Genomic DNA, 26,077 nt, shown 5'->3' with positions numbered 1-26,077 from the left:
GCCTTTCATGGTTGACGCGATCACCAGCCCGACAGTGACCATTCCCGCAGCCACCCCCTCTGCGGCAGGCGCGGGCGGGTTCGCAGGCGCCGGCGCGGGAGGGGACTTTCAGACGTTCCTGACCATGCTGACCGCGCAGCTGCAGAACCAGGATCCGCTGAACCCCATGGAAAGCACAGACTTTGCGATCCAGCTGGCGACGTTCGCCGGGGTCGAACAGGCGGCGCTGAGCAACAAGTTTCTGGAGCAGATGGCCGGGCAGGCCGGTGGTGCGGGCATCGCGGGCTGGATCGGCAAGGAGGGGCGGACCACCGCCCCGGTCTGGTTCGGCGACGACGCCATCACCCTGGACGTGGTGCCCCATTCCCTGGCCGACAGCGTGCAGCTGGTCACCCGCGACGCGCAGGGTCGCGAGGTGACGCGCGAGGAGATCGGCCCCGGAGAGGGCCAGATCGACTGGCTGGGCCGCAGCGCCGACGACACCAAGCTGCCCGACGGGCTGTACAGCTTTACGTTGGAGAGCCGGCGCGGCGGCGAGATGATCCTGGAGAGCAAGGTCGGCGCCTATGCCCGCATCGTCGAGGCGCAGTTCGACGCCAGCGGCGGGCGGGTCGTGTTCGAAGGCGGCGCCTCTGCCCCGGCGGGAGAGGTCACGGCCCTGCGCGACGCCGGCTGACGGATCAGCGTTAAGAGGCGGTGTCGGTGGATTAGGGGAACGGCCCGCCATAGCGGCCGGCCGTTCGTATTTGACCGGGCGACGGCCGCACGACAACACGACCCGGAACCGGCAAGATCAGCCGCGCCCCTCCAGACGGGGCAGGAAGCTGCCGCCAAGACCCGCGATGGCCGCGCGGATGCGTTCGGTGGCCGGGCTGGGCGCGCGGTCGGCGCGGTGCAGCAGGTACCAGCTGCGCTGGATGGGCAGGCCGATGGCCTGCAGCGCAACCAGGCGGCCGGTGCGCAATTCCTCCGTGCAGGTATGCTGAGAGATCAGCGCGATCCCCAGGCCCGCGATCACCGCCTGCTTGATCGTCTCGTTCGTGCCCATCTCGGTCGCGCGCCAGGGCGTGCCTTCGCCGATGCGGTCCAGAAAGCGGGTCATCAGGATGCGGGTGCCGGACCCCTCCTCGCGCGACAGGAAGGTCTGGGATAGCAGGTCCATCGGCATCACCGGGTCCTGGGCCGCCAGCGGATGGTCGGGTGCCGCGATGATGATGTGCGGATGCGGCCCGACGGGGGCGGCGATCACGGCGGGTTCGCGCGGCGGGCGGCCCATGATCGCCAGGTCCAGCTCATCCGCGGCCAGCGCGGCCAGGATCGCGTCGCGGTTGCCGATCCGCAGCGTCACCTCGATCCGCGGCAGGGCGCGTTGCAGCGTGGCGACCAGGAACGGCGCGAAATACTTGCCGGTGGATACCACCCCCAGGACCACGTTGCCGCTGTGCCCCTGGGCCAGGGACGCGACCTCGCGCCCGGCGCGGGCCAGTGCGGTGGCGATCTGGGCCTCTGCCATCAGCAGGGCACGACCCTGTGCGGTGGCGCGAAAGGCCCCGTGCTCGGCGCGCTGCAGCAACGGCGCCCCAGCCAGATCCTCCAGCGATTTCAGCTGACTGTGAATGGCGGGCGGGCTGAGACCCAGCTGCGCCGCGGCTTGGGTCAGGCTGCCGCTGTCGGCGACCGCGCGCAGGGCGCGCAACTGGCGCAGGGTGACGGCATCATGGCGCATCTTAAGTTTTCCTGAATGCGTCTTTCGCCTTATTAAATTTTCCGAAACGCGGGCGCCTGTCAATGTCCCTTGGCAGCACTCGTGCCGGGGAGGGGACGATGACCGAAGCGACCATCGACACGGACCTGATCCCGGCCGATCTGCACGCCTGCCTGGATGATCTGGCGCGCCACCTGGCCACCGGGGCTGCGCTGCGAGGCAAGGGGCTGCGCTGGATCAGCCGGGCGGATCGGGCCACGCCCGAAGGGGGCGATCCGCAGGGCGCGCTGGCCCTGGCCATCGCGCATTCGCCGCCCGACCAGCCTGATGCCAATGCCCCCACGGGCACCCTGTTCGCGATCTTCGACGCGGCGGCCACGGCCGAGGACAGCTTTCTGCGCCCCGCGCGGCAGATGCGGGCGGCGGGATACGTGATGCACGGACCGCGCTGCCTGATGGTGCTGACCTGCGGCGACGGCGTGCAGGTGCAGGCGCTGGACGGGTGGGCCTTCGCCATCGAACGGGCGCGGGCCACCCTGCCCGACGCCGTGCGCGACCTGGCCATCGACATGTCGCAGTACCGCCACTGGCCGCGCCCCGTGCGGGCCTATGTCGACGACTGCCTGGCCGGCGTTCAGGGCCCGCGCGGACGGACCATCGACCTGCGCTGGACCCCGTCGCTGGTGGCCGAGGCGCATCGCATCCTGATGCGCGGCGGCATCTATCTGGCGCCCGCCGATGCGCGGTCGGGCCACGGGCGGGGCAGCCTGTCGATGCTGCATCAGGCGGCGCCCATCGCGTTTCTGATCGAACAGGCCGGGGGACGGGCGACGGACGGCGCGCTGCCGATCCTGGACGCGGTGATCACCGGGTTCGACAGCCGCACGCCGCTGGTCTTCGGCTGCGTCGACAAGGTCGACCGCGTCGCCGCCTATCACGACCTGCCCGAGGCCGAGGTGTCGGCCCTGTTCGGCCATCGCGGCCTGTTCCGCACCTGAGGACCCCATGAGCCACAAGCATCCCATCATCTCGGTCACCGGCAGTTCGGGCGCGGGCACCACCACGGTCAAGTCGACCTTCGACCAGATCTTTCGCCGCGAGGGCATCACCGCCGTCAGCATCGAGGGCGATGCCTTTCACCGCTATGACCGCGCCGCGATGAAGGCGGAACTGGCTGCCCGGTTGGCCGCGGGCGACGCGACCTTCAGCCATTTCAGCTATGACGCCAACGAATTGCAGGCGCTGGAGGAGATCTTTCGGATCTATGGCGAAACGGGGCGCGGCCAGACCCGCCATTACGTCCATGACGACCGCGAGGCGGAACGCTGGGGCAGCGCGCCCGGCACCTTTACGGACTGGGCGCCTTTTCCGGATGGCAGCGACCTGCTGTTCTATGAGGGGCTGCACGGGGCGGTGGCCAACGACACCGTCAACCTGGCCGCGCTGGCCGATCTGAAGATCGGCGTGGTGCCGGTGATCAATCTGGAATGGATCCAGAAGATCCACCGCGACAGCGCCCAGCGCGGCTATTCGACCGAGGCCGTGACCGACACCATCCTGCGGCGGATGCACGCCTATGTGCACTGCATCTGTCCGCAGTTCACCCAGACGGACATCAATTTCCAGCGCGTGCCGGTGGTTGACACGTCGAACCCGTTCATCGCCCGCTGGATCCCCACCGCCGACGAAAGCCTGGTGGTGATCCGGTTCCGCAACCCGAGGGGCATCGATTTTCCCTATCTGACCCAGATGATCGACGGATCCTGGATGAGCCGCGCCAACTCGATCGTCGTGCCCGGCCCCAAGATGGACCTGGCGATGCAGCTGATCCTGACGCCGATGATCCTGCGCCTGACCCATGACGCCAAGCGCGCCTGACCCTTTCACGGAGGACTGACCATGAATGAGATGCCAGCCAAGTTGGACGCGAAAAAGCGGTACTCTGCCGGGGTGCTGAAATACGCGCAGATGGGATACTGGGAGCCGGACTATACCCCCAAGGACACCGACATCATCGCGCTGTTCCGCATCACGCCGCAGGACGGGGTGGACGCGGTCGAGGCCGCGGCGGCGGTGGCGGGCGAAAGCAGCACCGCGACCTGGACCGTGGTCTGGACCGACCGGCTGACCGCCTGCGACAAGTACCGCGCCAAGGCCTATCGCGTGGACCCCGTCCCCAACGGCCCCGGAGAGTTCTTTGCCTATATCGCCTATGACCTTGACCTGTTCGAGGGGGGCAGCATCGCCAACTTGACCGCGTCGATCATCGGCAACGTCTTCGGCTTCAAGCCGCTGAAGGCCCTGCGGCTGGAGGACATGCGCCTGCCCGTGGCCTATGTGAAGACGTTCCAAGGTCCCGCCACCGGCATCGTGGTCGAGCGCGAGCGCCTGAACTGCTATGGCCGCCCGCTGCTGGGTGCCACGGTCAAGCCCAAGCTGGGCCTGTCGGGCCGGAACTATGGCCGCGTCGTCTATGAGGCGCTGAAGGGTGGTCTTGATTTCACAAAGGATGACGAGAACATCAACAGCCAGCCCTTCATGCATTGGCGCGACCGGTTCCTGTACTGCATGGAGGCGGTGAACCGCGCCAGTGCCGCGACCGGAGAGGTCAAGGGGACGTACCTGAACGTCACCGCCGGCACGATGGAGGAGATGTACGCGCGGGCCGAGTTCGCGAAATCGCTTGGGTCGGTGATCGTGATGATCGACCTGGTGATCGGGTACACCGCGATCCAGTCGATGGCCAAATGGGCGCGCGACAACGACATGATCCTGCACCTGCACCGGGCCGGGCATTCGACCTATACCCGCCAGCGCAGCCACGGCGTCAGCTTTCGCGTGATCGCGAAATGGATGCGCTTGGCCGGCGTCGATCACCTGCACGCAGGCACCGTCGTGGGCAAGCTGGAGGGCGATCCGGCGACCACCAGGGGATATTACGACATCTTCCGCGAGGAGCGGAATCCCATGGCGCTGGAGAACGGGATCTTCTTCGACCAGGACTGGGCCAGCCTGAACAAGATGATGCCGGTGGCGTCGGGCGGCATCCATGCCGGCCAGATGCACCAGCTGCTGCATTACCTGGGCGAGGATGTCGTGCTGCAGTTCGGCGGCGGCACGATCGGCCACCCCCACGGCATCGCCGCCGGCGCGCAGGCCAACCGCGTTGCGCTGGAGGCGATGGTATTCGCGCGCAATTCGGGCCGCGACATCTGGAACGAGGGCGAGGACATCCTGCGCGATGCCGCCCGCACCTGCACGCCGCTGAAGCAGGCCCTGGATGTCTGGAAGGACGTCAGCTTCGACTATGCCTCGACCGATGCGCCCGATTTCGCGCCCACCCCCGAAGTGTCCCACTGAGGAGCCAGAGCCATGAAGATGACACAAGGCCAGTTCAGCTTTCTGCCCGACCTGTCGGATGACGACATCCGCGTGCAGGCCCAGTACGCCATCGACAGGGGCTGGGCGGTATCGGTCGAATACACCGACGATCCGCATCCCCGGAACACCTATTGGGAGATGTGGGGCCACCCGATGTTCGACAATCCCGACGCCGCGGCGGTGGTGTTCGAGGTCAACGAATGCCGCAAGGTGCATGGCGGGGTCTATATCCGCGTCATCGCCTTCGATGCCTCGCCCGGATGGGAATCGATCCGCATGGCGATGATCGTGAACCGACCGGCGGTGGAACCGGGCTTTCGGCTGGTGCGCCAGGAGGGCGAGGGCCGCGCGGTCCGATACAGCATCGAGAGCTATGCCATGCGCGAGCCCGAGGGCGCACGCTATCCCTGAGAGGTTGCTCCTCCGCAGGGCCAGGTCCGGGCGATGTCCTCCCATCGCCCGGACGCATTCCACGAAAGAGGTGCATGATGACCGAAGACGTCCCGACCCATGTCGACCTTGCCCGGGACTTTGCCGACAGCGGCGTGGCCGAGGTCCTGGCCGAGCTGGACCAGGAGCTGGTGGGCCTGGCCCCCGTCAAGGCGCGCATCCGCGAGACGGCGGCCCTGCTGCTGGTCGACCGGGCGCGGCGGCGGCTTGGCCTGGCGACCGAAACGCCGACGCTGCACATGAGCTTCACCGGCAATCCCGGCACGGGCAAGACGACCGTTGCGCTGAAGATGGCCACGCTGCTGCACAGGCTGGGCTATGTCCGCAAGGGGCACCTGGTGACCGTCACGCGCGACGACCTGGTGGGCCAGTACATCGGCCATACCGCGCCCAAGACCAAGGAGGTCCTGAAGAAGGCGATGGGGGGCGTGCTGTTCATCGACGAGGCGTATTACCTCTACCGGGCCGAGAACGAGCGCGACTATGGGCAGGAGGCGATCGAGATCCTGCTGCAGGTGATGGAGAACAACCGCGACGACCTGGTGGTGATCCTGGCGGGCTATGGCGACCGGATGGACCGGTTCTTTGCCTCGAACCCCGGGTTCCGGTCGCGGATCGCCCACCACATCGAGTTTCCCGACTACAGCGACGACGAGCTGCTGCACATCTGCGAAGGCATGCTGGCGCGGCAGAATTATCGCCTGGACGACGCGGCCCGCACCGCGATGGGCCAGTACATCGCCGCGCGGCGCACGCAGCCGCATTTCGCGAACGCCCGGTCGATCCGGAACGCGCTGGACCGCGCCCGGCTGCGGCAGGCGAACCGTCTGTTCACCGAGGCGCAGGGGCCGCTGGACGCCGCCGCCCTGTCCACGCTGAGCGCGCCGGACATCCGCGCCAGCCGGGTCTTCGACGGCGGTCTTGACGTGGACCGCGCCAGCAGGCAGGCCGCAGCGGAGTGAACCCCGCCCGAACAGACTGGAGAGCGCCATGGATTTCGACCGCACGATCAAGATCGCCCCATCGATCCTGTCCGCCGATTTCGCCAATTTCGGGGCCGAGATCCGCGCCATCGAGGCGCAGGGCGCCGACTGGGTCCATGTCGACGTGATGGACGGGCATTTCGTGCCGAACCTGACCTTCGGCCCCCCGGCGGTCAAGGCGTTCCGCCCGCATGTCAAGACGGTCATGGACGTGCATCTGATGATCGCGCCGGTCGACGCCTATATCGAGGCCTATGCCGAGGCGGGGGCCGACATGATCACCGCCCATATCGAGGCCGGGCCGCATCCGCACCGCACCCTGCAGGCGATCCGCGCGACGGGCAAAATGGCCGGGATCGCGCTGAACCCCGGCACCCCGGTCGAGGCGGTCGAATACCTGCTGGACCTGTGCGACATGGTGCTGGTGATGACGGTGAACCCCGGTTTCGGCGGGCAGAAGTTCATCCACAGCCAGGTCGACAAGATCGCCCGCCTGCGCGGGATGATCGGCGATCGGCCGATCCATATCCAGGTGGACGGCGGGGTGGACCCGGCGACGGCGCCGCTGGTGGCGCAGGCCGGGGCCGACGTGCTGGTCGCGGGATCGGCGGTCTTCAAGGGCGGGTCGGTGGACCGGCCCGACGTCTATGGCGCGAACATGCGCGCGATCCGCGAGGCCATCGCGGGGTGAGCATGGGCAAGGGCGGGGCCGTCGAGGCCCCTTCCTTGCCGCGGGGCTGCGCCCCGCCGCGCATCGCCGCCGTCATCGCGTTTGACAATGCCGCCCGGCCCGCGTTTCCTGCGCGTCGAACGCAGAGGGAGAACGCGATGGATCTGGGGATCAAGGGCAAACGGGCGCTGGTCTGTGCGGCGTCCAAGGGGTTGGGGCGCGGCTGCGCCGAGGCACTGGCCGAGGCCGGCGTGAACCTGGTCATCAACGCCCGCACCGAGGCCGAGATCACCCGGACCGCCCGCGAGATCGCCGAACGGCATGGCGTCGAGGTCACCCCGGTCGCCGCCGACATCACGACCGAGGAGGGCCGCGCCCGCGTGCTGGCCGCCGTGGGCCATGCCGACATCCTGGTCACCAATGCGGGCGGCCCTCCGCCGGGCGACTGGCAGGACTGGACGCGCGACGATTTCATCCGTGCCATCGACGCCAACATGTTGTCGGCCATCGCCCTGATGCAGGCGCTGGTGCCGGGCATGATGGACCGTGGCTGGGGCCGGGTCGTGAACATCACCTCGGCATCGGTGCGGTCGCCGATCTCGGTGCTGGGGCTGTCCAACACGGCACGTACCGGGCTGACCGGGTTCGTGGCCGGCATGTCACGCCAGGTCGCCGGCAAGGGCGTCTGCGTGAACAACCTGCTGCCCGGCATCCACGCGACCGACCGCGCCAACAGCCTGGATGGCGGCGTGGCGTCCGCGCAGGGGATCACCGTCGATCAGGCCCGCGCACAGCGGCAGGCGACCATACCCACCGGCACCTATGGCACCGCCGCCGATTTCGGCGCGACCTGCGCGTTCCTGTGCAGCCAGCAGGCGCGGTTCATCGTCGGGCAGAACGTGCTGCTGGACGGCGGCGCGCTGAACGTCACGGTCTGAGGCCCTGTTGCGAGGCGGGGGCGCGCCTGATACGCAACCCCGACCAAAACGCCAAGGATCGCCCGTGACCGTGCCCCCCCGCCTGGAAGTTCAGGGACTGACCCGCCGATTCGACGGCCATGCGGTGGTGGACGATGTCAGCTTCCAGGTCGAGGCGGGCCAGGTGGCCTGCCTGCTGGGCCCGTCGGGCTGCGGCAAATCGACCACGCTGCGCATCGTGGCGGGCGTCGACATGCAGGACCGGGGGCGGATCTTCGTTGACGGCCAGCTGGTCTGCGACACCCAGTTCCGCATCCCGCCCGAACGCCGCGCGATCGGGCTGATGTTCCAGGACTTCGCGCTGTTCCCGCATCTGCCCGTGCGCGAGAACGTGGCATTCGGCCTGGCCGGCGGCTGGAAGGCCAACCGCGACCGCGTGGCCGAGCTGCTGGACCGCGTGCGCATGACCGCCCATATCGACAGCTACCCGCATGAGCTGTCCGGCGGAGAGCAGCAGCGCGTGGCCCTGGCGCGCGCCCTGGCCCCGCGGCCGCGCGTCCTGTTGATGGACGAGCCGTTCAGCGGCCTGGACGAGCGCCTGCGCGACGGCATCCGCGACGAGACGCTGGCCCTGCTGAAGGATGAGGGCACCGCCGTCCTGCTGGTCACCCACGAGCCGCACGAGGCGATGCGGATGGCCGACCAGATCCTGCTGATGCGGGGGGGCCGGATCGTGCAGCAGGGTGCGCCCTACAACCTCTACAACGCGCCGGTGGACCGGCTGGCGGCGGGGTTCTTCAGCGACATCAACGTGCTGACGGGACGGGTGCAGGGCGCGCTGACCGACACGCCCTTCGGCCAGTTCCTGACCCCCGGCCTGCCCGAGGGGGCAGAGGTCGACATCGTCATCCGGCCCCAGCACCTGAAGATGGATTTCGACCGCGCCGGACAGGGCCCCGCCCCCACCGCCGAAAACGGCAGCGCCGCGCTGGCGCGGGTCACGCGGGCCCGCTATCTGGGTCGCGAATCGCTGGTCGAGTTCGCGACCGATGCGGGCGGCATCGCGCTGAACGCGACGGTGCCGGGGGTGTTCCTGCCGCCTGCCGGGACGCCGATGTGGCTGATGCTGCGCCGCGACCGGGTCTTCGTCTTTCCGCGCCGCTAGTCCTGGCCCGTGGCGCGGCGGTAATCGGCCAGCACCTGTGCCAGATGCAGCCTGCGCCCGGCAGGATCGGCCAAGGCATGGCACAGCCTGCGCGCCTTGCGCGACATCTGCCGGCAGGCGTCCGGGTTTGCGCGGGCCCAGGCCAGCCGGTCCGGCAGGTCGGACTCGTCCTGCGCCATCGGAATGACGTGGACCCAGGGCCGGAACAGCCGCCCCGCAAAGCTTTCCCAGCCGTCATCCTGGCGGATCACCACCGCATGGCTGTTGGCCAGGGGCAGGAGGTCGGCATCCCCCTCGGAGCCGGACAGGCACAGGGCGTGGCGCGGCGGCCGGGGCGGCGCCTGCGGCGCAGGCGGGCGCAGTCCCGCGCGGTCCAGCGCCCGCGCGACCCGCGCATCGGGGATCAGCGCCAGGTCGACGCCGTCGCGCCCTGCATGATCGGCCAGGAACCGCCAGCGCGACATCCTCGGCAAGGCATCGACCGCCTGCTCGAACGCGTCGGACCCTGGTGCGCTGGTCAGCAGGGCGGTGATCGCGCCCTCGGCCGTCAGGCGGTCGTGATGGCCGGACAGCGTTCCGCGCCACCCCGCCACGTCGGCGCGGTCCTGCCATGCGGGGTCATCGCCCGCGGGTGCGCCTGGAAAGCCGTTATTGCCGATGCGGTGCAGCCAGGGCGCGGGCCACAGGAACACGTTGCGCGCCCCCGTGCGGCGCAGGCTGGCGATCAGCGGAACGTCGGCGGGATCGTCCGGTCCGCTGCCCGCGAAGGTCGCGGGGCGCATGTCCAGCCAGTACCGCCCCCGATCTGTCAACGCGGCGATGTCATTGGCCACCGCCGCCGCGCGCAGAAGGCCGGGGCGCTGTGCGGCCAGGTAGAACCGCCCGTCCGGCCCGCGATGCAGCGGCAGGTCGGCCCCGTCGGCCGTGCGCAGGCGGCCTTGATCCATGTCTAGGCACAGCGCCTGCGCATGGGGCGGGCGGTCGACCGTACCATTTTGCCGCAGGCGGGCGGGCGCGGCCAGCCGGGCAAGGCGCGCCGCCAACCGGGCGCGACGGTCGGGGTCGATGTCGGTGCCGGGAACCGCCCTCTGCATCATCGCCAGCACCCGCGGCAGGTTCGCGCGCCGGGCCTGGCGCACCCCCGCGCCCGGCAGTGCGGGCAGATGCGGCAGGTCGTACCAGGGCGACAGGGCGCGGCGGTAATCCTCGGGGGCGGCCTGGTCGATGTCGATGTCGATGAAGGTGGGACGGCCCGCGAAATGCGCCCGCACGGCGGACAGGTGGTCGGCCCAGTCCCGCGCCCAGATGTCGCCCAGATCGCCCAGGGAAACGCCCAGATTGGCCGCGATGCTGCGGGCATAGGCGCCGCCCCGGTGCAGATAGCGGCTGGCGATCCAGTCCTCGACCCGGCGGGTGTTCAGCAGGAAGATCGAACCGGGATAGTGACGATCCAGCAGGACGAATTCGCGGAATCCCTCGATCACCGGCATGTTCAGGAAGCGCACCGATTCCATGTCGGTAAAGGCCGTGACGCTGTCCGCCCATCGCGCCAGCGGCCGGGCACCGGTCAGCTTGGCATAAGCGATGTCATCGGCCAGCGCGCCTTCCAGCCAGTGTGCAGCCGGGATGCGGTTCAGGTCGAACAGGCGCGCGATGAAGGTCGTGCCGCATTTGTTGAAGCCGATCTGGAAGAACTTGGGCGGCATGGGCGACCTGTCCGGGGGCAAGCCGCGACGATGCGCATGGGGGTGCGGCCTGTCAACGTCTGCCTGGCCCTTGGGCGGAAAGCGCCGCTTTGACGCACGGCTGCGACAAAGGTCTTGCCTTGCCGCAAGGGGGCGGCTAGCACCGAGGGCAGGAATTCGGGAGACACCGGCGCTGCGCCGGGGCCGAAGGAGAAGCCGCCCCGGCAAGCTCTCAGGCAAAAGGACCGTCTTCCCCAAGAACTCTGGAGAGTGGCCGAGAGGCCCGCCGAAGGGATAACGATCTCAGGCGCCCAAGTCCCGACAGGGGCACCGGCACGGACAGAGGGGGCATCGACGCACGGGGGCATTCCCCGTCCAACCGATGCCGGCTGCCCGGCAGACACGCAGGAGGCCAGATGGCCGAGACGAGCCGCCGGACCGGTCTTTACGACCTTCATGTCGAACAGGGCGCCCGCATGGTGCCCTTTGCGGGCTGGGACATGCCCGTGCAGTACCCGATGGGGGTGATGGCCGAACATCTGCACACCCGTGCGCAGGCCGGGCTGTTCGACGTCAGCCACATGGGACAGGTGGTGGTCACCCCTGACGATGGCGACATGGCCACCGCCGCCGCGGCGCTGGAGACGCTGATCCCCGCAGATGTCGCGGGCCTGGCGCCCGGGCGGCAGCGTTACGGCCTGTTCACTAACGATGCGGGCGGGGTCCTGGACGACCTGATGTTCGCCAACCGGGGCGATCATTACCTGCTGGTTGTGAATGCGGCCTGTGCGGAACAGGACATCGCGCATCTGCGCGGTCTGGCGGGCGTAACGGTGACGCCGGTGACGGATCGCGGGCTGGTGGCGCTGCAGGGGCCGCAGGCGGAGGCGGCGCTGGCCCGGCTGGTGCCGGGGGTCGCGGCGATGCGGTTCATGGACAGCACCGCGCTGGACTGGGATGGGGCGACGCTTTGGGTGTCGCGGTCGGGCTATACCGGAGAGGACGGGTTCGAGATCTCGGTTCCCGAGACCCGGCTGGAGGATTTCGCGCGGACGCTGCTGGCAGAGCCCGAGGTGGCGCCCATCGGTCTGGGGGCGCGCGACAGCCTGCGGCTGGAGGCGGGGATGCCGCTTTACGGTCATGACATGGACGGGGGCGTGACGCCCGCGCAGGCGGCGCTTGGCTGGTCGATCCCCAAGGTTCGCCGCGCGGGTGGCGCGCGGGCGGGCGGGTTTCCCGGCGCCGACGCGGTGCTGGCCGAACTGGGATCGCCCGCCGTCACCCGCCGCGGGCTGCGCCCCGAGGGCCGCGCACCGATCCGCGAGGGGGTCGCGCTGTTCGCCGATGACGGGACGCCCATCGGGACGGTCGGTTCGGGCGGCTTCGGGCCGTCTGTGGGCGGCCCGATCGCCATGGCCCGCATTCCCGCCGACATCCCCGAGGGCGCCACGATCCAGGCGGAGCTGCGCGGCAAGCGCGTGCCCCTGACGGTCTGCGCCCTGCCCTTCGTCACCCCATCCTATAAACGCTGAAGGACCTGATCATGCTGAAATACACCGAAGACCACGAATGGCTGCGCGCCGAGGGCGACGAGATCGTCGTGGGCATCACCAAGCATGCCAGCGAACAGCTGGGCGACGTGGTGTTCATCGAGCTGCCCGAGGAGGGGCGCGAGGTGTCCGCCGGCGACGAGATCGTGGTGATCGAGAGCGTCAAGGCCGCGTCCGACATCACGGCCCCGGTGGCGGGCACGATCACCGCGGTGAACGAGGCGCTGTCGGACAGCCCCGGCGACGTGAACGGCGATCCGATGGCCGCTTGGTTCTTCCGGATCAAGCCCACGGATGCCGGTGCGTTGGACGGGTTCATGGACGAGGCCGCCTACAAGGCGCTGGTCGACTGAAGATCGACCGCCGGCCGGGGGTTTCACCCCCGGACCCCCAGGATATTTGAACAAAGAAGAAGGGCCGCCGCCGCGCGTGCCCGGCAAGGAGGCCAGGATGAGCCGCTGGACGCCCACCGACTACAACCCCGACGATTTCGCGAACCGCCGGCATATCGGCCCGTCCCCGGTCGAGATGGCCGAGATGCTGAAGGCGGTCGGGGCCGACAGCGTGGAGCAGCTGATCGAACAGACCGTGCCCGCGGCGATCCGCCAGTCGGATGCGCTGGACTGGCCGGCGCTGTCCGAGGCCGGGCTGCTGGCACGCATGCGTGAGGTGGCGGACAAGAACCGGGTGATGACCAGCCTGATCGGCCAAGGTTACTATGGCACCGTCACGCCCCCCGCGATCCAGCGCAACATCCTGGAGAACCCGGCCTGGTACACGGCCTATACCCCCTATCAGCCCGAGATCGCGCAGGGGCGGCTGGAGGCGCTGCTGAACTTCCAGACCATGGTTGCGGATCTGACCGGGCTGCCGGTGGCGAACGCATCGCTGCTGGACGAGGCGACCGCGGCGGCCGAGGCGATGGCCATGGCGCGGCGGCAGTCGAAGTCCAAGGCGGACGCATTCTTCGTGGCCCATGACCTGCACCCGCAGACCATTGCGGTGATCGAGACGCGGGCCGCGCCTTTGGGCATCCGCATCATCACGGGTTCGGTCGATGATCTGGTGGCGGATCAGGTCTTTGCCGCGGTATTCCAGTATCCCGGCACCTATGGCCATGTCCGCGACCTGACCCCCGAGATCGAGGCGCTGCATGCCGCGGGCGCGCTAGCGATTGTCGCAACCGATCTGCTGGCGCTGTGCGTGCTGAAGGAGCCGGGCGCGATGGGCGCCGACATCGCCGTCGGATCGTCGCAGCGCTTTGGCGTGCCGATGGGCTATGGCGGGCCGCATGCGGCCTTCATGTCCTGCCGCGACGCGGTGAAGCGGGCGATGCCGGGGCGCATCGTCGGCGTCAGCATCGACAGTTCGGGCAACCAGGCGCTGCGCCTGTCGCTGCAGACGCGCGAGCAGCATATCCGCCGCGAGAAGGCCACCAGCAACGTCTGCACCGCGCAGGCGCTGCTGGCGGTGATGGCGGGATTCTATGCGGTGTTCCACGGGCCGGTGGGCCTGCGTGCCATCGCGCAGCGGGTGCATCTGCACGCGGTCACAGTGGCCGATGCCCTGCGTGCTGCGGGGGCCGAGGTCGCGCCGGAGGCGTTCTTTGACACGATCACCGTCAAGGTGGGCGTGGGCCAGCAGGGCATCATGGCCGCCGCGCGTCATCGCAGCATCAACCTGCGCAAGGTGGGCCGCGACCGCGTGGGCATCAGCGTGGACGAGACGACCGATGCGGGCGTGATCATTCGCCTGCTGGACGCGTTCGGGATCACCGATGCGGCACCGGCGGCGACCGCACCCGCGATCCCCGAAGCGCTGCTGCGCGAGAGCGCGTACCTGACCCATCCGGTCTTCCACATGAACCGGGCCGAATCCGAGATGATGCGCTATATGCGCCGCCTGTCGGACCGGGACCTGGCGCTGGACCGGGCGATGATCCCGCTTGGCAGCTGCACCATGAAGCTGAACGCCGCGGCCGAGATGATGCCGATCACCTGGCCGGAATTCGGTGCGCTGCATCCCTTTGCGCCTGCCGATCAGGCGGCGGGGTATCATGAGGCGATCGCGGACCTGACCCAGAAGCTGTGCGTGATCACCGGCTACGACGCCTTCTCCATGCAGCCGAACAGCGGCGCGCAGGGGGAGTATGCCGGGCTGCTGACCATCCAGGCCTATCACAAGGCGCGTGGCGAGGAGCGCGACATCTGCCTGATCCCGGTGTCTGCGCATGGTACGAACCCGGCCAGCGCGCAGATGTGCGGGATGCAGGTCGTGGTGGTGAAATCCGCGCCGAACGGCGACATCGACCTGGAGGATTTCGCCGACAAGGCGGTTAAGGCGGGCGACCGGCTGGCAGCGGTGATGATCACCTATCCCTCGACCCATGGCGTCTTCGAGGACACCGTGCGGCAGGTCTGCGACATCACGCATGAGCATGGCGGGCAGGTCTATATCGACGGCGCGAACATGAACGCGCTGGTCGGTCTGGTGAAGCCCGGAGAGATCGGCGGCGATGTCAGCCACCTGAACCTGCACAAGACCTTCGCCATCCCGCATGGCGGCGGCGGCCCCGGCATGGGGCCGATCGGGGTCAAGGCGCATCTGGCGCCCTTCCTGCCCGGCGATCCGCAGGGCGGCGAAGGCGCGGTCAGCGCGGCGCCCTATGGGTCGGCGTCGATCCTGCTGATCAGCTGGGCCTATTGCCTGATGATGGGCGGCAAGGGCCTGACCCAGGCCACGCGCGTGGCCATCCTGAACGCGAACTATATCGCGGCGCGGCTGGCCGGGGCCTATCCGATCCTGTTCATGGGCAATCGCGGTCGGGTGGCGCATGAGTGCATCATCGACACGCGGCCCTTTGCCGAGCATGGCGTGACGGTGGACGACATCGCCAAGCGGCTGATCGACAACGGCTTCCACGCCCCCACGATGAGCTGGCCGGTCAGCGGCACGCTGATGGTCGAGCCGACCGAGAGCGAGACCAAGGCCGAGATCGACCGCTTCATCACCGCGCTGCTGGCCATCCGCGACGAGATCACCGACGTGGCCGAGGGTCGCATTGCCGCGGATCAAAGCCCGCTGCGCCACGCGCCGCATACGGTCGAGGATCTGGTCCGCGATTGGGACCGCCCCTATTCGCGCGAACAGGGCTGTTTCCCGGCAGGTGCGTTCCGCGTGGACAAGTACTGGCCGCCGGTCGGGCGTGTGGACAACGCCCATGGCGACCGCAACCTGATCTGCACCTGCCCGCCGCTGGAAGCCTATGCCGAGGCTGCCGAATAGGCGATGCCAGCCCCCAGGGCCTGAAATCCGGGCCTTGGGGGGAACCCTGCCCCGCCCCGGGCATTGCCCTTGCATGTCACGATCTGACACGGCCCCGTGATCGCGCCGGTCAGACACCATGCCAGAGGTCCCGATGCCCGACACCCTGCCCCCCGCCCACCGCGCCCGAGAGGAGCTGGTCGCCAATCTGATGGCGGTCCCTGCCGTGATCGGCCTGGTCTTGGCCATCCTGGCCTTCTTCCAGCGCGGATCGGGCATCACCGGAACCGCCGGCGCCGGGCTGGCCATCCTTGGCATGGTCGCGCTGACCGTGGCCGCGCTGCTGGTCGGGCGTCTGTCGCCGGGCCGGTTCCGCACCTTCGTCGCGGTGATGATCCTGATCGGAGGGCTGCTGACGCTGATCTGCGCGTGGTTCCTGATGCAGGGCTGGCTGATGCTGGCCATCGCGCTGACGCTGGCCCTGTGGCTGATCTTCATCCTGGTCGCGAGGTAAAAGCCATGATCCGCATCCTTCCCGCCCTGATCCTGCTGGCCCCCGCCGCCCATGCGCAACAGACCGAATGGACCGGTTTCCACGGCAACGGCATGGCGCAGAAATACAGCGCCTCCACCCAGATCACCCCCGAGAACGTCGGCGATCTTGAAATGGCGTGGGAGATCCACACCGGGGATGTCTCCGACGGGTCGGGCGACATTCCGGGCACGGTGTGGTCTGCGACGCCGATTCTGGCCAACGACCTGCTGTACGTCGGCACGCCCTTCTACCGCATCTTGGCCGTTCATCCCGACACCGGAGAGATCGCTTGGACGTATGAGCCCGACGACACCACGCTGGAGCCCCTGTCCCAGCCCGAACTGAAGAACCGCGGCGTGACCTATTGGGAGGGAGAGGGCGACGGACCCTGCGCCAGGCGGGTCTATATCGGCACGATGGACGCCGAACTGCATGCGGTGGATGCCGATACCGGGGAACTGTGCGCCGATTTCGGCGAGGGCGGGATCCTGGACGTGAACCAGTGGAACAAGCCCGACGCAAACTTTCCGCTGTCGCAGCTGCAGCCGCCCACCGTCTTTCGCGACAAGCTGTTGCTGGGTTGGGCGGGCAAGGACTGGCACGACGCAGCGAACCCCCTGGGGTCGGTCTTTGCCGTCGACGCGCGCACCGGCGAACTGGACTGGACCTTCCATTCGATCCCCGAGGATTACGACGGCGTGACCGGCACCTCGAACGTCTGGACCGCCATGTCGGTCGACGAGGAGAACGGTCTGGCCTTCCTGCCCGTCTCCAGCCCCAGCGCGGATTTCTATGGCGGGACGCGCACCGACCCGATCCCCTTGGCGACCTCGGTCACCGCGGTGAATGGCGACACCGGAGAGGTCGTGTGGTCGCGCCAGTTGGTGAACCACGACATCTGGGATTATGATACCGTAGCGGCACCAACCCTTGTGGATATCCCCGGTGAGGGTGGCAGCACCCCCGCCTTGGTCCAGCCGACCAAGATGGGCTATGCCTTCGTTCTGAATCGCCTGACCGGAGAGCCGATTTTTCCGATCGAAGACACCCCCGTCCCCGCGACGGATGTCGAGGGAGAGGTCTCGTCCCCGACGCAGCCCATTCCGACCCTGCCGAAATCGCCCATCGGCGATGACTGGGGCGGCGTGTTCGGCTTGGCCGACATCGCGTCCTTCGGCTATTGCTCGCGCAAGTTCGACGAGCTGCGCTATGAGGGCCGTTACACCCCGCCCAGCCTGGAAGGGACGTTGGCCTATCCGGCCACCGCGGGCGGCTTTCAGTGGGGCGGCGGCGCGGTCGATCCGGAAAGCGGCATCCTTTATATCAACAGCTCTCGCGTGGCGCAGATCTATCAGCTGATCGAGCGCGAGGATTACGACACCATGACCAGCGGCGGCAGCGAGGCCGAGGGCGGCCTGTTTCCGATGACCGGCACGCCCTACGGTTTCAGCCTGACCAACTTCCTGAACCCGATCGGCATGCCCTGCTGGAAGCCGCCCTATGGTCTGATGTCCGCCATCGACCTGAAATCGGGTGAAACGCTGTGGGAGCGTCCCTTCGGACAGACGCAGCAATGGGGCTTCTACATGCCGGAAAGCTGGGGTTCGCCCACCATCGGCGGGCCGGTCGTGACGGCGTCCGGGCTGATCTTCATCGGCGCATCGATGGACGCCCGGGTCCGCGCGCTGGACGCCGCCACCGGCGACGTGTTGTGGAAGGCCCAGGTCGACGCCCCGGCCGTGTCGATCCCCGCGGTCTATGATTATGACGGCCAGCAATACGTGGTCTTTGCCGTCGGCGGCAATTCCATCATCAAGCCGCAGGTGGCCGATCAGCTGATCGCCTTCACCCTGCCCAAGTGATGAACAGGGCGGCGCGGCCCACTTGACAAACCGCGCCGCCCACGCGATCAAAACAGCGTTGGGGTCGTAGCTCAGTTGGTAGAGCGCGTCGTTCGCAATGACGAGGTCAGGGGTTCGATTCCCCTCGGCTCCACCAGATCCGGATCATCCGTCTACAGAATGAAATCCGCCTCGGTCAGCGACAGCTGGCCTGACAGGCGGATCATCCCGTCCACGCGGCCATCTCCGTTCGCATCCATCATCACACGCGTCACGTTGGTCTGCGGGACATACTGCACCATCAATTGTGCACCCTGCCCGGGCTCGAAGCTGTCAGTCATGTGGAACGCCTGGTTTCCGGGGGTCCGCCAGTCCGCATCGATGCCGGACAGGTCGATCCGATCGCTGCCGCGCCGGAAATCAAGGATCAGGTCGGTCTGGGCGCCCTGGCTGTCGGCCATCGACCCGAAGACGAACGTATCTGCCCCGACGCCCCCGGTCAGCAGATCCGCCCCCTGTCCGCCGATCAGGGTGTCGTTGCCCGCTCCGCCCGCCAACCGATCCGTCCCCTGCCCGCCATGCAGACGGTCATTGCCGAACCCGCCCTCCAGCGTGTCGTTGCCCGCGCGCCCCTCCAGCCGATCATTGCCCGCGTTGCCGCGCATCAGGTTGCCCTGCGCGTTGCCCAGCAGCACATCATGGCCGGCGCCGCCTTCGGCATTCTCGACCCCGCGGATGATGTCCAGGCCATGGCGGGTGTCCTGCCGCCCGGTCAGCGCCAGGTCGATGCGGCCACCCGTGGCGCCCTGCAGGACGACCGTATCGACGCCCGAACCGCCGTCGATCACGTCATTGCCCGCATCCATCAGCACCCGGTCCAGGCCGGCGCCGCCATACAGCGCGTCATGGCCGATCCCACCGCCAAGGATGTCGTTGCCGCCATTGCCGTACAGCGTGTCGTCGCCCGCCATTCCAAAGGCGCGGTCGTCTTCGAAGCTGAGGGTGAAGACGTCGTTGCCAGACAGCATCCGTTCGATGATCCGCTGATCATCGACACGCGAGAATGTCATGGACGCGTTGTAGATATCCGCCAACGGCACCCTCAGCTGATCGATCTGCCATTGATCGTAGTAATTTCCGCCGATATTGGCGGCCCCGCCGATCAGAGTGACGGTTCCACCCGTGATGTCCCCACCGGTCAGACGAAAGCCGCTGCCGCCGAAGATCGTCGCAAAATCGTAGCCGCCGCTGTAATAATCCACCAGCAGGACATCCTCGAACTGCTGTCCGTCATAATTGAAATAAAGATTGTCAAAGAATTCGACATTGAACGCATCGTAATACAACACGCTGAGATCAAAGTTCGTGATGTCGAAACCGGAATACGCCTGCACGCGCGCCATCGTTAACCCCTTGCAAAACAACCATGAAAATCGGCTCTGTCCCGTTCATGTGCGGGGACAGAATGGCATTCATTAACGACGTCGCACGACAGGCGTCAAAACCTATCGCGCAACGTCGTTAACGTTTCCGCAAGGATGGCGTGGCGCGTCAGAGGCTGGTGCCCTCGGGCAGGCCCAGCATGATGTTCATGTTCTGGACCGCGGCGCCCGATGCGCCCTTGCCCAGGTTGTCCAGCACCGCGACGATCGTGGCGCATCCGGTCTCATCGTCGCCATGCACGCTGATGCGCAGCACGTTGCTGCCGTTCAGCGCGGTCGGGTCGATGCGGGCGCCGATCTGGTCGGCGGGCACGACCTGCACGAAGGCCTCGTTCGCGTAATGATCGGCCAGCGCCTGGTGCAGCGCCGCGACGCTGCGGTCGTCATCCAACTGCAGCGGCAGCTGGACCGCCATGCCCTGGGCAAAGTTCCCGACCGAAGGCGCGAAGACCGGCTGCAGCAGCAGGCCGCCATGGGTCATGATCTCGGGGATGTGCTTGTGGCGCTGGTCCAGGCCATAGATGAAATGCACGGGCGCGGTGCCCGCCTCGAAATCCGCGACCATTGCCTTGCCGCCGCCGGTATAGCCGCTGACGGCGTTGATCGACAGCGCCTCGGTCTCGTCGATCAGGCCGGCGGCGACCAGCGGGGCCACGATGGCGATCGCGCCGGTCGAATAGCAGCCCGGATTGCTGACCAGCCGCGCGGCGGCGATGCGCTCGCGCATTTCGGGGGCCAGTTCGGGAAAGCCGAAGACCCAGTCCGGATCGATCCGGTGCGCGGTCGAGGCGTCGATCAGGCGCACGTCCATGTCGGCCGTCAGGGCCACGGCCTCGCGTGCGGCGGCGTCCGGCAGGCACAGGATCGCGACATCGGCCTGCGCAAAGCAGTCGGCGCGGGCCTGCGGGTCCTTGCGCATCGCGGGGTCCAGCTGGACCAGGCGGATGTCGTCGCGTCCCAGCAGGCGGTCGCGGATCTGCAGGCCGGTGGTGCCGGCCTCGCCATCGATGAAGACGCTGTGGGTCATGGGGCAAGCCTTTCGCAGGTGTCGCCCGTGTCTAGCGCAGCGCGGCCTTGGTCACAACGCTGCTTGGCGCTAGATGCTGCATATCTCGGATCGGGTCAGGAACCGCTTCTCGCGACCGTTGTCCAGACTGAACATGCCGCCCCGCCCCGGCACCACGTCGATGATCAGGTCGGTATGGGCCCAGGCCTCGGCCTGGCTGGCCGAGATGTAGAAGGGCGCGCCGCCGATCTCTCCCAGCTTCACGTCGCGTTCGCCCACGCGGAAATCGCCTTGGGGATAGCACATCGGCGACGACCCGTCGCAGCAGCCGCCTGACTGGTGGAACAGGACCGGGCCGTGATCGGCCACGATCTCGGCGATCAGTTCCAGCGCTGCGGGGGTGGCGGTGACGGTGCTCATGTCTTCAGCCTCTTTTTGAGGAACCGCAGGACCTGCGTCTCTTCGGGGCGCAGGTCGGTCTGGGTCAGGGTGTCGTCGATCGTGTCGGCCAGCTCCAACCGCAACTCGTCGGCCAGATAGGCGTCGATGATCTGGGGATGCACATAGCACTGGCGGCAGATGGTGGGCGTGTTGCCAAGCCGCGCGGCAACCGATTCGATGGCGTCGCGCACGTTGCGCTTGGCGGCTGCCTCGCTGTCGGCCTTCTCGTATTCGGCCAATGCCAGGGCGGCCAGGACCGTGCCGGTCCAGGTTCGGAAATCCTTGGCGGTGACCTGCCGCCCGGTGATCTGGCGCAGATAGTCGTTCACCTCGGTCGAGGTGACCTGACGCCGCGCGCCGTCGTCGTCCACATACTGGAACAGATGCTGGCCGGGGATCTCCTGCACGGCACGGATGATCCGGGCAACGCGGCGGTCGCGCAGGCCCAGGTTCCATTCCTTGCCCGACTTGCCCTTGAACTTGAAGCGGACCTGATTGCCGTCCAGCGTGACATGCCGCATCCGCAGCGTGGTCAGCCCGTGCGACTTGTTCTCGCGCGCATAGCGGGTGTTGCCCACGCGGATCATGGTGTTCTCCAGCAGGAACACGATGGTCGCCAGCACCTTTTCCACCGGCAGGCCGCGGCGCGACATGTCGGCATCGACCTGCGCGCGCAGCTGCGGCAGGCCGCGCGCGAAATCCAGCATGCGGTCATACTTGCTGCTGTCGCGCAGCTCGCGGAATTCGGGGTGATAGCGGTACTGCTTGCGGCCCTTGGCGTCGCGCCCGGTCGCCTGGATGTGGCCGCGCGGATCGGGACAGATCCAGACGTCGACATAGGCGGGCGGAATGGCCAGCGACGCCAGCCGCTTGCGTTCCGCCTTGTCGGTGATGGTGCGCCCGTCCGGTCCCTTGTACGAAAACCCCTTGCCCGACCGCTGGCGCGTGATGCCCGGCATGTCGTCGTTGACATAGGTCAGGCCCGCGCTGATCGCGGCGTCCTCGGGGTCGATGATGCTGTCCTTGGGCATGGCGCGCTCCGCAGGTGGCGTCTGGCCCAACGCCGCGGGATCGGTGCGGGTTGCGGGCGACCCGAAGGCCGCCCGCATCGCGTCAGAAGAAGCCCAGCTTCTTGGGGCTGTAGCTGACCAGCATGTTCTTGGTCTGCTGATAGTGGTCCAGCATCATGCGGTGGTTTTCACGCCCGATGCCCGACTGCTTGTAGCCGCCGAAGGCCGCATGGGCCGGATAGGCGTGATAGCAGTTGGTCCAGACCCGGCCCGCCTGGATCGCGCGGCCGAAGCGGTAACAGGTGTTCGCGTCCCGCGACCATAGGCCGGCGCCCAGACCGTACAGCGTATCGTTGGCGATCGACAGCGCCTCGTCCTGGTCCTTGAAGGTGGTCACGGACACGACCGGGCCAAAGATCTCCTCCTGGAAGACCCGCATCTTGTTGTGGCCCTTGAAGACCGTCGGCTTGATGTAGAAGCCGCCCGACAGCTCTCCGCCGTGATCCGCGGCCTCGCCGCCGATCAGCACCTCGGCGCCTTCCTTGCGACCGATGTCGAAGTAGGAGAGGATCTTCTCCTTCTGCTCGCTTGAGGCCTGCGCGCCGATCATCGTCGCGCTGTCGCGCGGGTCGCCCTGCACGATGGCCTCGACGCGCTTCAGCGCGCGTTCCATGAACTGATCATAGATCTTCTCGTGGATCAGGGCGCGCGACGGGCAGGTGCAGACCTCGCCCTGGTTCAGCGCGAACATCACGAAACCCTCGATCGCCTTGTCGAAGAAGTCGTCGTCCTCGCGGCAGACATCCTCCATGAAGATGTTGGGCGACTTGCCACCTAGTTCCAGCGTGACCGGGATCAGGTTCTCGGACGCGTACTGCATGATCAGGCGGCCGGTGGTCGTCTCGCCGGTGAAGGCGATCTTGGAGATGCGCGGGTTCGACGCCAGCGGCTTGCCCGCCTCAAGGCCGAAACCGTTGACGATGTTCAGGACGCCCGGCGGCAGGATGTCTGCGATCAGTTCGGCAAAGACCATGATCGTGGCCGGGGTCTGTTCCGCGGGTTTCAGCACCACGCAGTTGCCGGCGGCCAGCGCGGGCGCCAGCTTCCAACAGGCCATCAGCAGCGGAAAGTTCCACGGGATGATCTGACCCACCACACCCAGGGGCTCGTGGAAATGGTACGCAATCGTGTCGTTGTCGATTTCCGAAATGCCGCCCTCCTGCGCGCGCAGGACGCCCGCGAAGTAGCGGAAATGGTCGATGGCCAGCGGCAGGTCGGCGGCCATCGTTTCGCGGATGGGCTTGCCGTTGTCCCAGGTCTCGGCGGTGGCCAGCAGCTCCAGGTTCGCCTCCATCCGGTCGGCGATCTTCAGCAGCGCGTTGGACCGATCGGTGGTCGAGGTGCGGCCCCAAGCCCCCTTGGCCTTGTGCGCCGCGTCCAGCGCGGCCTCGATGTCGTCGGCATTGGACCGGGCGATCTCGCCGATCTCGGCCCCGGTGATGGGCGTGGTGTTGGTGAAGTAGCGGCCCGACTTGGGCGCCGTCCATTCGCCACCGATGAAGTTGTCATAGCGGCGGGCAAAGGGCATCACGCCCACGCCCTTGAATTCGTGCGTCTGGTCGTTCGGCATCGGTTCCTCCTCCTCAGGATGTCAGCCCCCGGATCTCCTGGTCCGGGTATGCGCAAATCGTCGGACAGCGCGTGATTCGTCGCAACCGCCGATCCACGCCGCAGCGCAGAAGCTGTCTCACATGTGAGACAGTCCCCCGTGATTTTCACCAAGCCCAAGGCGCGCCATGCGCCGGTACATCGTCGCCCGCCCGATCCCAAGCGCGCGTGCAGCCGCCGACACGTTGCCCTGCGCCCGGGCCAGGGCGCGCATCACGGCGGCGCGTTCGGCCCGGTCGAACCCGGTCAGGTCGTCCTGGCGGCCCAGCAGGTCGGCGGCCGGGCGCGGGCGGATCGCACCCTCGCGCTCCAGCCCCAGGGCGCGGCGGGCGGCGCGGGTGGCGCCGATGGCCAGGTCATCCTTGTCCACCGCCAGCAGCACTGCCTGTTCGCCCTGATCGTCCGAGGCCACGACGATGCGCGCGTCCGGAAACGACATCCGGAAGAACAACGATTCGATCGCCCGGGCGGTTTGCGCGACCTGCGCCGAGATCAGCCGGTTGTAGCGTTCGGTCTGGTCCGCCCGCGCCGAACTGACGTCCAGCGCCGCCAGCAGCCGACCGTCCGGTCCCCAGATCGGCGCGTCCATGCAGGACATCGCGGTGTTTAGGGTGCGGAAATGTTCGTCACGGTGGATGGTCACCTGCCGACCCTCGGCCAGGCAAGTGCCGATGCCGTTGGTGCCCTGCGCGGCCTCGGACCAGTCGGCGCCCTGCCACAGGCCCCAGTCGCGGAACTGCTGGGCGTCGGCATCCGACACCCGCTGGTCCAGCACGATGCCATGCGCATCGGTCAGCAGCACGTTGCAGCCCGACAGGCCGACCAGATTGTACAGCTGGTCCAGCTGCGGTCCGGCGACGTTCAGGAAGGCCTGCATCGCCTGATGGCGATCGGCCAGTTCGCTGTCGGACAGGCGATCCGGGCGGCGGCGGTCAGCGGGGTCTAGCCCGTGCTTCAGCATGGACCGCCGCCAGGATGCGGCCAGCGCCGAGGTGGCGCTGCGTGACTGCGACTGCGCGGCCACAAGCTCCGCGTGGTTGCGTTCGGTCATGGTCTCCCCCTCAGGACGGGGAAAGTATAGCACGGTTTGCGGGGCGCGATCTGCGACTTTGGTCGCGCCCCCCGGGGCTCAGCGTACCGGGCCTTCAGGGATGACCATCCCGTCCATTGCCCGGTCCGCACCGCGATCCGAATGCGCGGGCGTACCGCCCATGCTGCCTGAGGGCGCGGCCATGCGCGGCTGATAGGGCGGCAGACGGTCGGCGCCGTCCCGGTACAGCAGCGACTGTCCTTTGTGGAACAGGTGCAGCGCATGGGGATCGGCGGTCAGCCGGACCCGCTTGCCCTTCAGGTCCGGGTGGATGCCCGGCAGCTTGGCGGTGATCGGCGCGGTCTCGGCCCCGGTGCCGAAGTACAGCAGCGTGACCTCCCCCAAGGCCTCGGTCAGATCGACGGTTCCCTCGAAGACCGGGGTGCCGTCAGTCTCGCGCATGTCCTCGGGGCGGACGCCCAGGTTGACGACCATGCCCTCGTCGCCGGCACGGGTCGGGATGGCGACCTGCGCCTCCAGGCCCACGTCCAGCGCGACGGTGGTCATCGCGCCCACGGTCTTGACCCGCCCGGGCAGCAGGTTCATCGCCGGGCTGCCGATGAACTGGGCCACGAATTCGGTCATCGGACGCTCGTACAGCTCCAGCGGCGCGCCGACCTGGGCGATGCCGCCGCCGGCCAGCACCACGATGCGGTCGGCCAAGGTCATCGCCTCGGTCTGGTCGTGGGTGACATAGATCATCGTGCGGTCGGGCATCGAGGCCTTCAGCTGTGCGATCTCGATCCGGGTGGCGACGCGCAGGGCGGCGTCTAGGTTCGACAGTGGTTCGTCGAACAGATAGACCTTGGGGTCGCGCACGATGGCCCGCCCGATGGCCACGCGCTGACGCTGGCCCCCCGACAGGGCCTTGGGCAGGCGGTCCAGATAGGGCGTCAGCTGCAGCATCTTGCCGGCGCGGTCGGTGGCGGCCTGGATCTGCTCCTTGGACTGGCCCGCGATCTTCAGCGCGAAGGCCATGTTGTCGCGGACCGTCATGTGCGGGTAAAGCGCATAGGACTGGAACACCATCGCGATGCCGCGCTGGCTGGGCGGGATGTCGTTCATCACCTGCCCGCCGATCTTCAGCTCTCCCCCGGTGATCTGCTCCAGGCCCGCGATCATGCGCAAGAGCGTGGATTTCCCGCAGCCGGACGGCCCGACAAAGACGATGAACTCTCCTGAACGGATGTCCAGGTCGATGTCCCTCAGCACCTGCACGTCGCCATAGGACTTGGCGACGTCCGTCAGTTTCAGATCGGCCATTTGCGGTCTTC

Annotated in this window: 23 protein-coding genes, 1 tRNA gene and 1 riboswitch; of the genes, 15 read left to right on the top strand and 9 right to left on the bottom strand. The window is 67.8% G+C overall.

What is annotated here, in order from left to right; all coding sequences use genetic code 11:
* The first annotated feature begins 7 nt into the window (after window positions 1-7).
* Entirely contained in the window at window positions 8-676 is a 669-nt protein-coding gene (locus tag PRL19_RS05115; RefSeq protein WP_045982334.1) for a flagellar hook capping FlgD N-terminal domain-containing protein, read from the top strand.
* A 117-nt stretch (window positions 677-793) separates the two neighbouring features.
* Here PRL19_RS05115 and cbbR read toward each other — a convergent pair whose 3' ends face one another.
* On the bottom strand, window positions 794-1,726 hold the full coding sequence (gene cbbR / locus PRL19_RS05110) for a LysR family regulator CbbR (RefSeq protein WP_273744098.1): 933 nt from the start codon (window positions 1,724-1,726) through the stop codon (window positions 794-796).
* Between the two features lie 98 nt (window positions 1,727-1,824).
* On the opposite strand from cbbR, the gene PRL19_RS05105 reads away from it, so the two are divergent.
* The 8 genes from PRL19_RS05105 (at window position 1,825) to PRL19_RS05070 (ending at window position 9,271) form a co-directional block, all read left to right on the top strand.
* A complete protein-coding gene (locus PRL19_RS05105; RefSeq protein WP_273744097.1) occupies window positions 1,825-2,703 on the top strand; it encodes an FIG domain-containing protein in 879 nt (292 codons plus the stop codon).
* A 7-nt stretch (window positions 2,704-2,710) separates the two neighbouring features.
* On the top strand, window positions 2,711-3,583 hold the full coding sequence (locus PRL19_RS05100; protein WP_273744096.1) for a phosphoribulokinase: 873 nt from the start codon (window positions 2,711-2,713) through the stop codon (window positions 3,581-3,583).
* Window positions 3,584-3,604: 21 nt separating this feature from the next.
* Window positions 3,605-5,065 carry a form I ribulose bisphosphate carboxylase large subunit gene (locus PRL19_RS05095; protein ID WP_045982331.1) on the top strand — a complete coding sequence of 487 codons (1,461 nt, stop codon included), beginning with the start codon at window positions 3,605-3,607 and terminating at the stop codon, window positions 5,063-5,065.
* A 12-nt stretch (window positions 5,066-5,077) separates the two neighbouring features.
* Window positions 5,078-5,497 (top strand): ribulose bisphosphate carboxylase small subunit, encoded by a 420-nt coding sequence (locus PRL19_RS05090; RefSeq protein WP_273744095.1) that lies wholly within the window; start codon window positions 5,078-5,080, stop codon window positions 5,495-5,497.
* A 74-nt stretch (window positions 5,498-5,571) separates the two neighbouring features.
* Window positions 5,572-6,498 (top strand): CbbX protein, encoded by a 927-nt coding sequence (cbbX, locus tag PRL19_RS05085; RefSeq protein WP_371705834.1) that lies wholly within the window; start codon window positions 5,572-5,574, stop codon window positions 6,496-6,498.
* A 28-nt stretch (window positions 6,499-6,526) separates the two neighbouring features.
* The gene (gene rpe / locus PRL19_RS05080; RefSeq protein ID WP_273744094.1) at window positions 6,527-7,210 is read left to right on the top strand and encodes a ribulose-phosphate 3-epimerase; all 684 of its coding nucleotides are present in this window, start codon (window positions 6,527-6,529) and stop codon (window positions 7,208-7,210) included.
* Window positions 7,211-7,347: 137 nt separating this feature from the next.
* Window positions 7,348-8,127 (top strand): SDR family oxidoreductase, encoded by a 780-nt coding sequence (locus tag PRL19_RS05075; protein ID WP_273744093.1) that lies wholly within the window; start codon window positions 7,348-7,350, stop codon window positions 8,125-8,127.
* Between the two features lie 64 nt (window positions 8,128-8,191).
* Window positions 8,192-9,271, top strand: a complete 1,080-nt coding sequence (locus PRL19_RS05070; protein ID WP_273744092.1) for an ABC transporter ATP-binding protein — start codon at window positions 8,192-8,194, stop codon at window positions 9,269-9,271.
* Here the strand turns inward: PRL19_RS05070 and PRL19_RS05065 are convergent.
* Complete coding sequence (locus tag PRL19_RS05065; RefSeq protein ID WP_273744091.1) at window positions 9,268-10,977, bottom strand: glycosyltransferase family protein; 1,710 nt, start codon at window positions 10,975-10,977, stop codon at window positions 9,268-9,270. The genes PRL19_RS05070 and PRL19_RS05065 overlap by 4 nt on opposite strands.
* 147 nt (window positions 10,978-11,124) lie before the next feature.
* A riboswitch (glycine riboswitch) is annotated at window positions 11,125-11,214 on the top strand.
* Between the two features lie 158 nt (window positions 11,215-11,372).
* Between PRL19_RS05065 and gcvT the strand changes: the two genes are divergently transcribed.
* The 6 genes from gcvT to PRL19_RS05035 all read left to right on the top strand — a co-directional run bounded on the left by gcvT (window position 11,373) and on the right by PRL19_RS05035 (window position 18,303).
* Window positions 11,373-12,488 carry a glycine cleavage system aminomethyltransferase GcvT gene (gene gcvT / locus PRL19_RS05060; RefSeq protein ID WP_273744090.1) on the top strand — a complete coding sequence of 372 codons (1,116 nt, stop codon included), beginning with the start codon at window positions 11,373-11,375 and terminating at the stop codon, window positions 12,486-12,488.
* Window positions 12,489-12,499: 11 nt separating this feature from the next.
* On the top strand, window positions 12,500-12,859 hold the full coding sequence (gene gcvH, locus PRL19_RS05055) for a glycine cleavage system protein GcvH (protein ID WP_084693814.1): 360 nt from the start codon (window positions 12,500-12,502) through the stop codon (window positions 12,857-12,859).
* Between the two features lie 97 nt (window positions 12,860-12,956).
* Complete coding sequence (gcvP, locus tag PRL19_RS05050) at window positions 12,957-15,791, top strand: aminomethyl-transferring glycine dehydrogenase (RefSeq protein WP_273744089.1); 2,835 nt, start codon at window positions 12,957-12,959, stop codon at window positions 15,789-15,791.
* Window positions 15,792-15,924: 133 nt separating this feature from the next.
* Window positions 15,925-16,284, top strand: coding sequence for a hypothetical protein (locus tag PRL19_RS05045; RefSeq protein ID WP_046000590.1), 360 nt, complete (start codon window positions 15,925-15,927; stop codon window positions 16,282-16,284).
* Between the two features lie 5 nt (window positions 16,285-16,289).
* Entirely contained in the window at window positions 16,290-18,167 is a 1,878-nt protein-coding gene (locus PRL19_RS05040; RefSeq protein ID WP_273744088.1) for a pyrroloquinoline quinone-dependent dehydrogenase, read from the top strand.
* Between the two features lie 60 nt (window positions 18,168-18,227).
* A tRNA-Ala gene (locus tag PRL19_RS05035) sits at window positions 18,228-18,303 on the top strand.
* A 16-nt stretch (window positions 18,304-18,319) separates the two neighbouring features.
* On the opposite strand, the gene PRL19_RS05030 is transcribed toward PRL19_RS05035, so the two are convergent.
* The 7 genes from PRL19_RS05030 to PRL19_RS05000 all read right to left on the bottom strand — a co-directional run bounded on the left by PRL19_RS05030 (window position 18,320) and on the right by PRL19_RS05000 (window position 26,066).
* Window positions 18,320-19,549: a calcium-binding protein gene (locus PRL19_RS05030; RefSeq protein ID WP_273744087.1), complete on the bottom strand. Its 1,230-nt coding sequence runs from the start codon at window positions 19,547-19,549 to the stop codon at window positions 18,320-18,322.
* A 148-nt stretch (window positions 19,550-19,697) separates the two neighbouring features.
* Window positions 19,698-20,615: an N-acetyl-gamma-glutamyl-phosphate reductase gene (argC, locus tag PRL19_RS05025; RefSeq protein ID WP_273744086.1), complete on the bottom strand. Its 918-nt coding sequence runs from the start codon at window positions 20,613-20,615 to the stop codon at window positions 19,698-19,700.
* Window positions 20,616-20,684: 69 nt separating this feature from the next.
* Window positions 20,685-21,014 (bottom strand): DUF779 domain-containing protein, encoded by a 330-nt coding sequence (locus PRL19_RS05020; RefSeq protein ID WP_273744085.1) that lies wholly within the window; start codon window positions 21,012-21,014, stop codon window positions 20,685-20,687.
* Window positions 21,011-22,066 (bottom strand): DNA topoisomerase IB, encoded by a 1,056-nt coding sequence (locus PRL19_RS05015; protein WP_273744084.1) that lies wholly within the window; start codon window positions 22,064-22,066, stop codon window positions 21,011-21,013. The genes PRL19_RS05020 and PRL19_RS05015 overlap by 4 nt, the downstream gene beginning before the upstream one ends.
* Window positions 22,067-22,148: 82 nt before the next feature.
* Window positions 22,149-23,675 carry an aldehyde dehydrogenase gene (gene adh / locus PRL19_RS05010; protein ID WP_046000587.1) on the bottom strand — a complete coding sequence of 509 codons (1,527 nt, stop codon included), beginning with the start codon at window positions 23,673-23,675 and terminating at the stop codon, window positions 22,149-22,151.
* A gap of 117 nt (window positions 23,676-23,792) precedes the next feature.
* Window positions 23,793-24,764, bottom strand: coding sequence for a GAF domain-containing protein (locus PRL19_RS05005; RefSeq protein WP_232303328.1), 972 nt, complete (start codon window positions 24,762-24,764; stop codon window positions 23,793-23,795).
* Between the two features lie 78 nt (window positions 24,765-24,842).
* On the bottom strand, window positions 24,843-26,066 hold the full coding sequence (locus PRL19_RS05000; protein WP_273744083.1) for an ABC transporter ATP-binding protein: 1,224 nt from the start codon (window positions 26,064-26,066) through the stop codon (window positions 24,843-24,845).
* Window positions 26,067-26,077: the final 11 nt, after the last annotated feature.

Origin of the sequence: Paracoccus marcusii, assembly GCF_028621715.1 — a bacterium.
In the GTDB taxonomy this organism is placed as follows: domain Bacteria; phylum Pseudomonadota; class Alphaproteobacteria; order Rhodobacterales; family Rhodobacteraceae; genus Paracoccus; species Paracoccus marcusii.
Note: the sequence above shows the minus strand (reverse complement) of the source record. Positions and strands in the feature narration are given on the sequence as shown.

Excerpts from the sequence above, each read along its gene's own strand:
- PRL19_RS05040 (WP_273744088.1), top strand. The coding sequence starts at position 16,290 with ATGATCCGCATCCTTCCCGCCCTGATCCTGCTGGCCCCCGCCGCCCAT.
- PRL19_RS05045 (WP_046000590.1), top strand. The coding sequence starts at position 15,925 with ATGCCCGACACCCTGCCCCCCGCCCACCGCGCCCGAGAGGAGCTGGTC.
- adh (WP_046000587.1), bottom strand. The coding sequence starts at position 23,675 with ATGCCGAACGACCAGACGCACGAATTCAAGGGCGTGGGCGTGATGCCC.
- PRL19_RS05015 (WP_273744084.1), bottom strand. The coding sequence starts at position 22,066 with ATGCCCAAGGACAGCATCATCGACCCCGAGGACGCCGCGATCAGCGCG.
- PRL19_RS05000 (WP_273744083.1), bottom strand. The coding sequence starts at position 26,066 with ATGGCCGATCTGAAACTGACGGACGTCGCCAAGTCCTATGGCGACGTG.
- PRL19_RS05090 (WP_273744095.1), top strand. The coding sequence starts at position 5,078 with ATGAAGATGACACAAGGCCAGTTCAGCTTTCTGCCCGACCTGTCGGAT.
- rpe (WP_273744094.1), top strand. The coding sequence starts at position 6,527 with ATGGATTTCGACCGCACGATCAAGATCGCCCCATCGATCCTGTCCGCC.
- gcvH (WP_084693814.1), top strand. The coding sequence starts at position 12,500 with ATGCTGAAATACACCGAAGACCACGAATGGCTGCGCGCCGAGGGCGAC.
- PRL19_RS05105 (WP_273744097.1), top strand. The coding sequence starts at position 1,825 with ATGACCGAAGCGACCATCGACACGGACCTGATCCCGGCCGATCTGCAC.
- PRL19_RS05020 (WP_273744085.1), bottom strand. The coding sequence starts at position 21,014 with ATGAGCACCGTCACCGCCACCCCCGCAGCGCTGGAACTGATCGCCGAG.
- gcvP (WP_273744089.1), top strand. The coding sequence starts at position 12,957 with ATGAGCCGCTGGACGCCCACCGACTACAACCCCGACGATTTCGCGAAC.
- PRL19_RS05030 (WP_273744087.1), bottom strand. The coding sequence starts at position 19,549 with ATGGCGCGCGTGCAGGCGTATTCCGGTTTCGACATCACGAACTTTGAT.
- PRL19_RS05005 (WP_232303328.1), bottom strand. The coding sequence starts at position 24,764 with ATGACCGAACGCAACCACGCGGAGCTTGTGGCCGCGCAGTCGCAGTCA.
- PRL19_RS05115 (WP_045982334.1), top strand. The coding sequence starts at position 8 with ATGGTTGACGCGATCACCAGCCCGACAGTGACCATTCCCGCAGCCACC.
- PRL19_RS05095 (WP_045982331.1), top strand. The coding sequence starts at position 3,605 with ATGAATGAGATGCCAGCCAAGTTGGACGCGAAAAAGCGGTACTCTGCC.
- gcvT (WP_273744090.1), top strand. The coding sequence starts at position 11,373 with ATGGCCGAGACGAGCCGCCGGACCGGTCTTTACGACCTTCATGTCGAA.
- cbbX (WP_371705834.1), top strand. The coding sequence starts at position 5,572 with ATGATGACCGAAGACGTCCCGACCCATGTCGACCTTGCCCGGGACTTT.
- PRL19_RS05100 (WP_273744096.1), top strand. The coding sequence starts at position 2,711 with ATGAGCCACAAGCATCCCATCATCTCGGTCACCGGCAGTTCGGGCGCG.
- PRL19_RS05075 (WP_273744093.1), top strand. The coding sequence starts at position 7,348 with ATGGATCTGGGGATCAAGGGCAAACGGGCGCTGGTCTGTGCGGCGTCC.
- argC (WP_273744086.1), bottom strand. The coding sequence starts at position 20,615 with ATGACCCACAGCGTCTTCATCGATGGCGAGGCCGGCACCACCGGCCTG.
- cbbR (WP_273744098.1), bottom strand. The coding sequence starts at position 1,726 with ATGCGCCATGATGCCGTCACCCTGCGCCAGTTGCGCGCCCTGCGCGCG.
- PRL19_RS05065 (WP_273744091.1), bottom strand. The coding sequence starts at position 10,977 with ATGCCGCCCAAGTTCTTCCAGATCGGCTTCAACAAATGCGGCACGACC.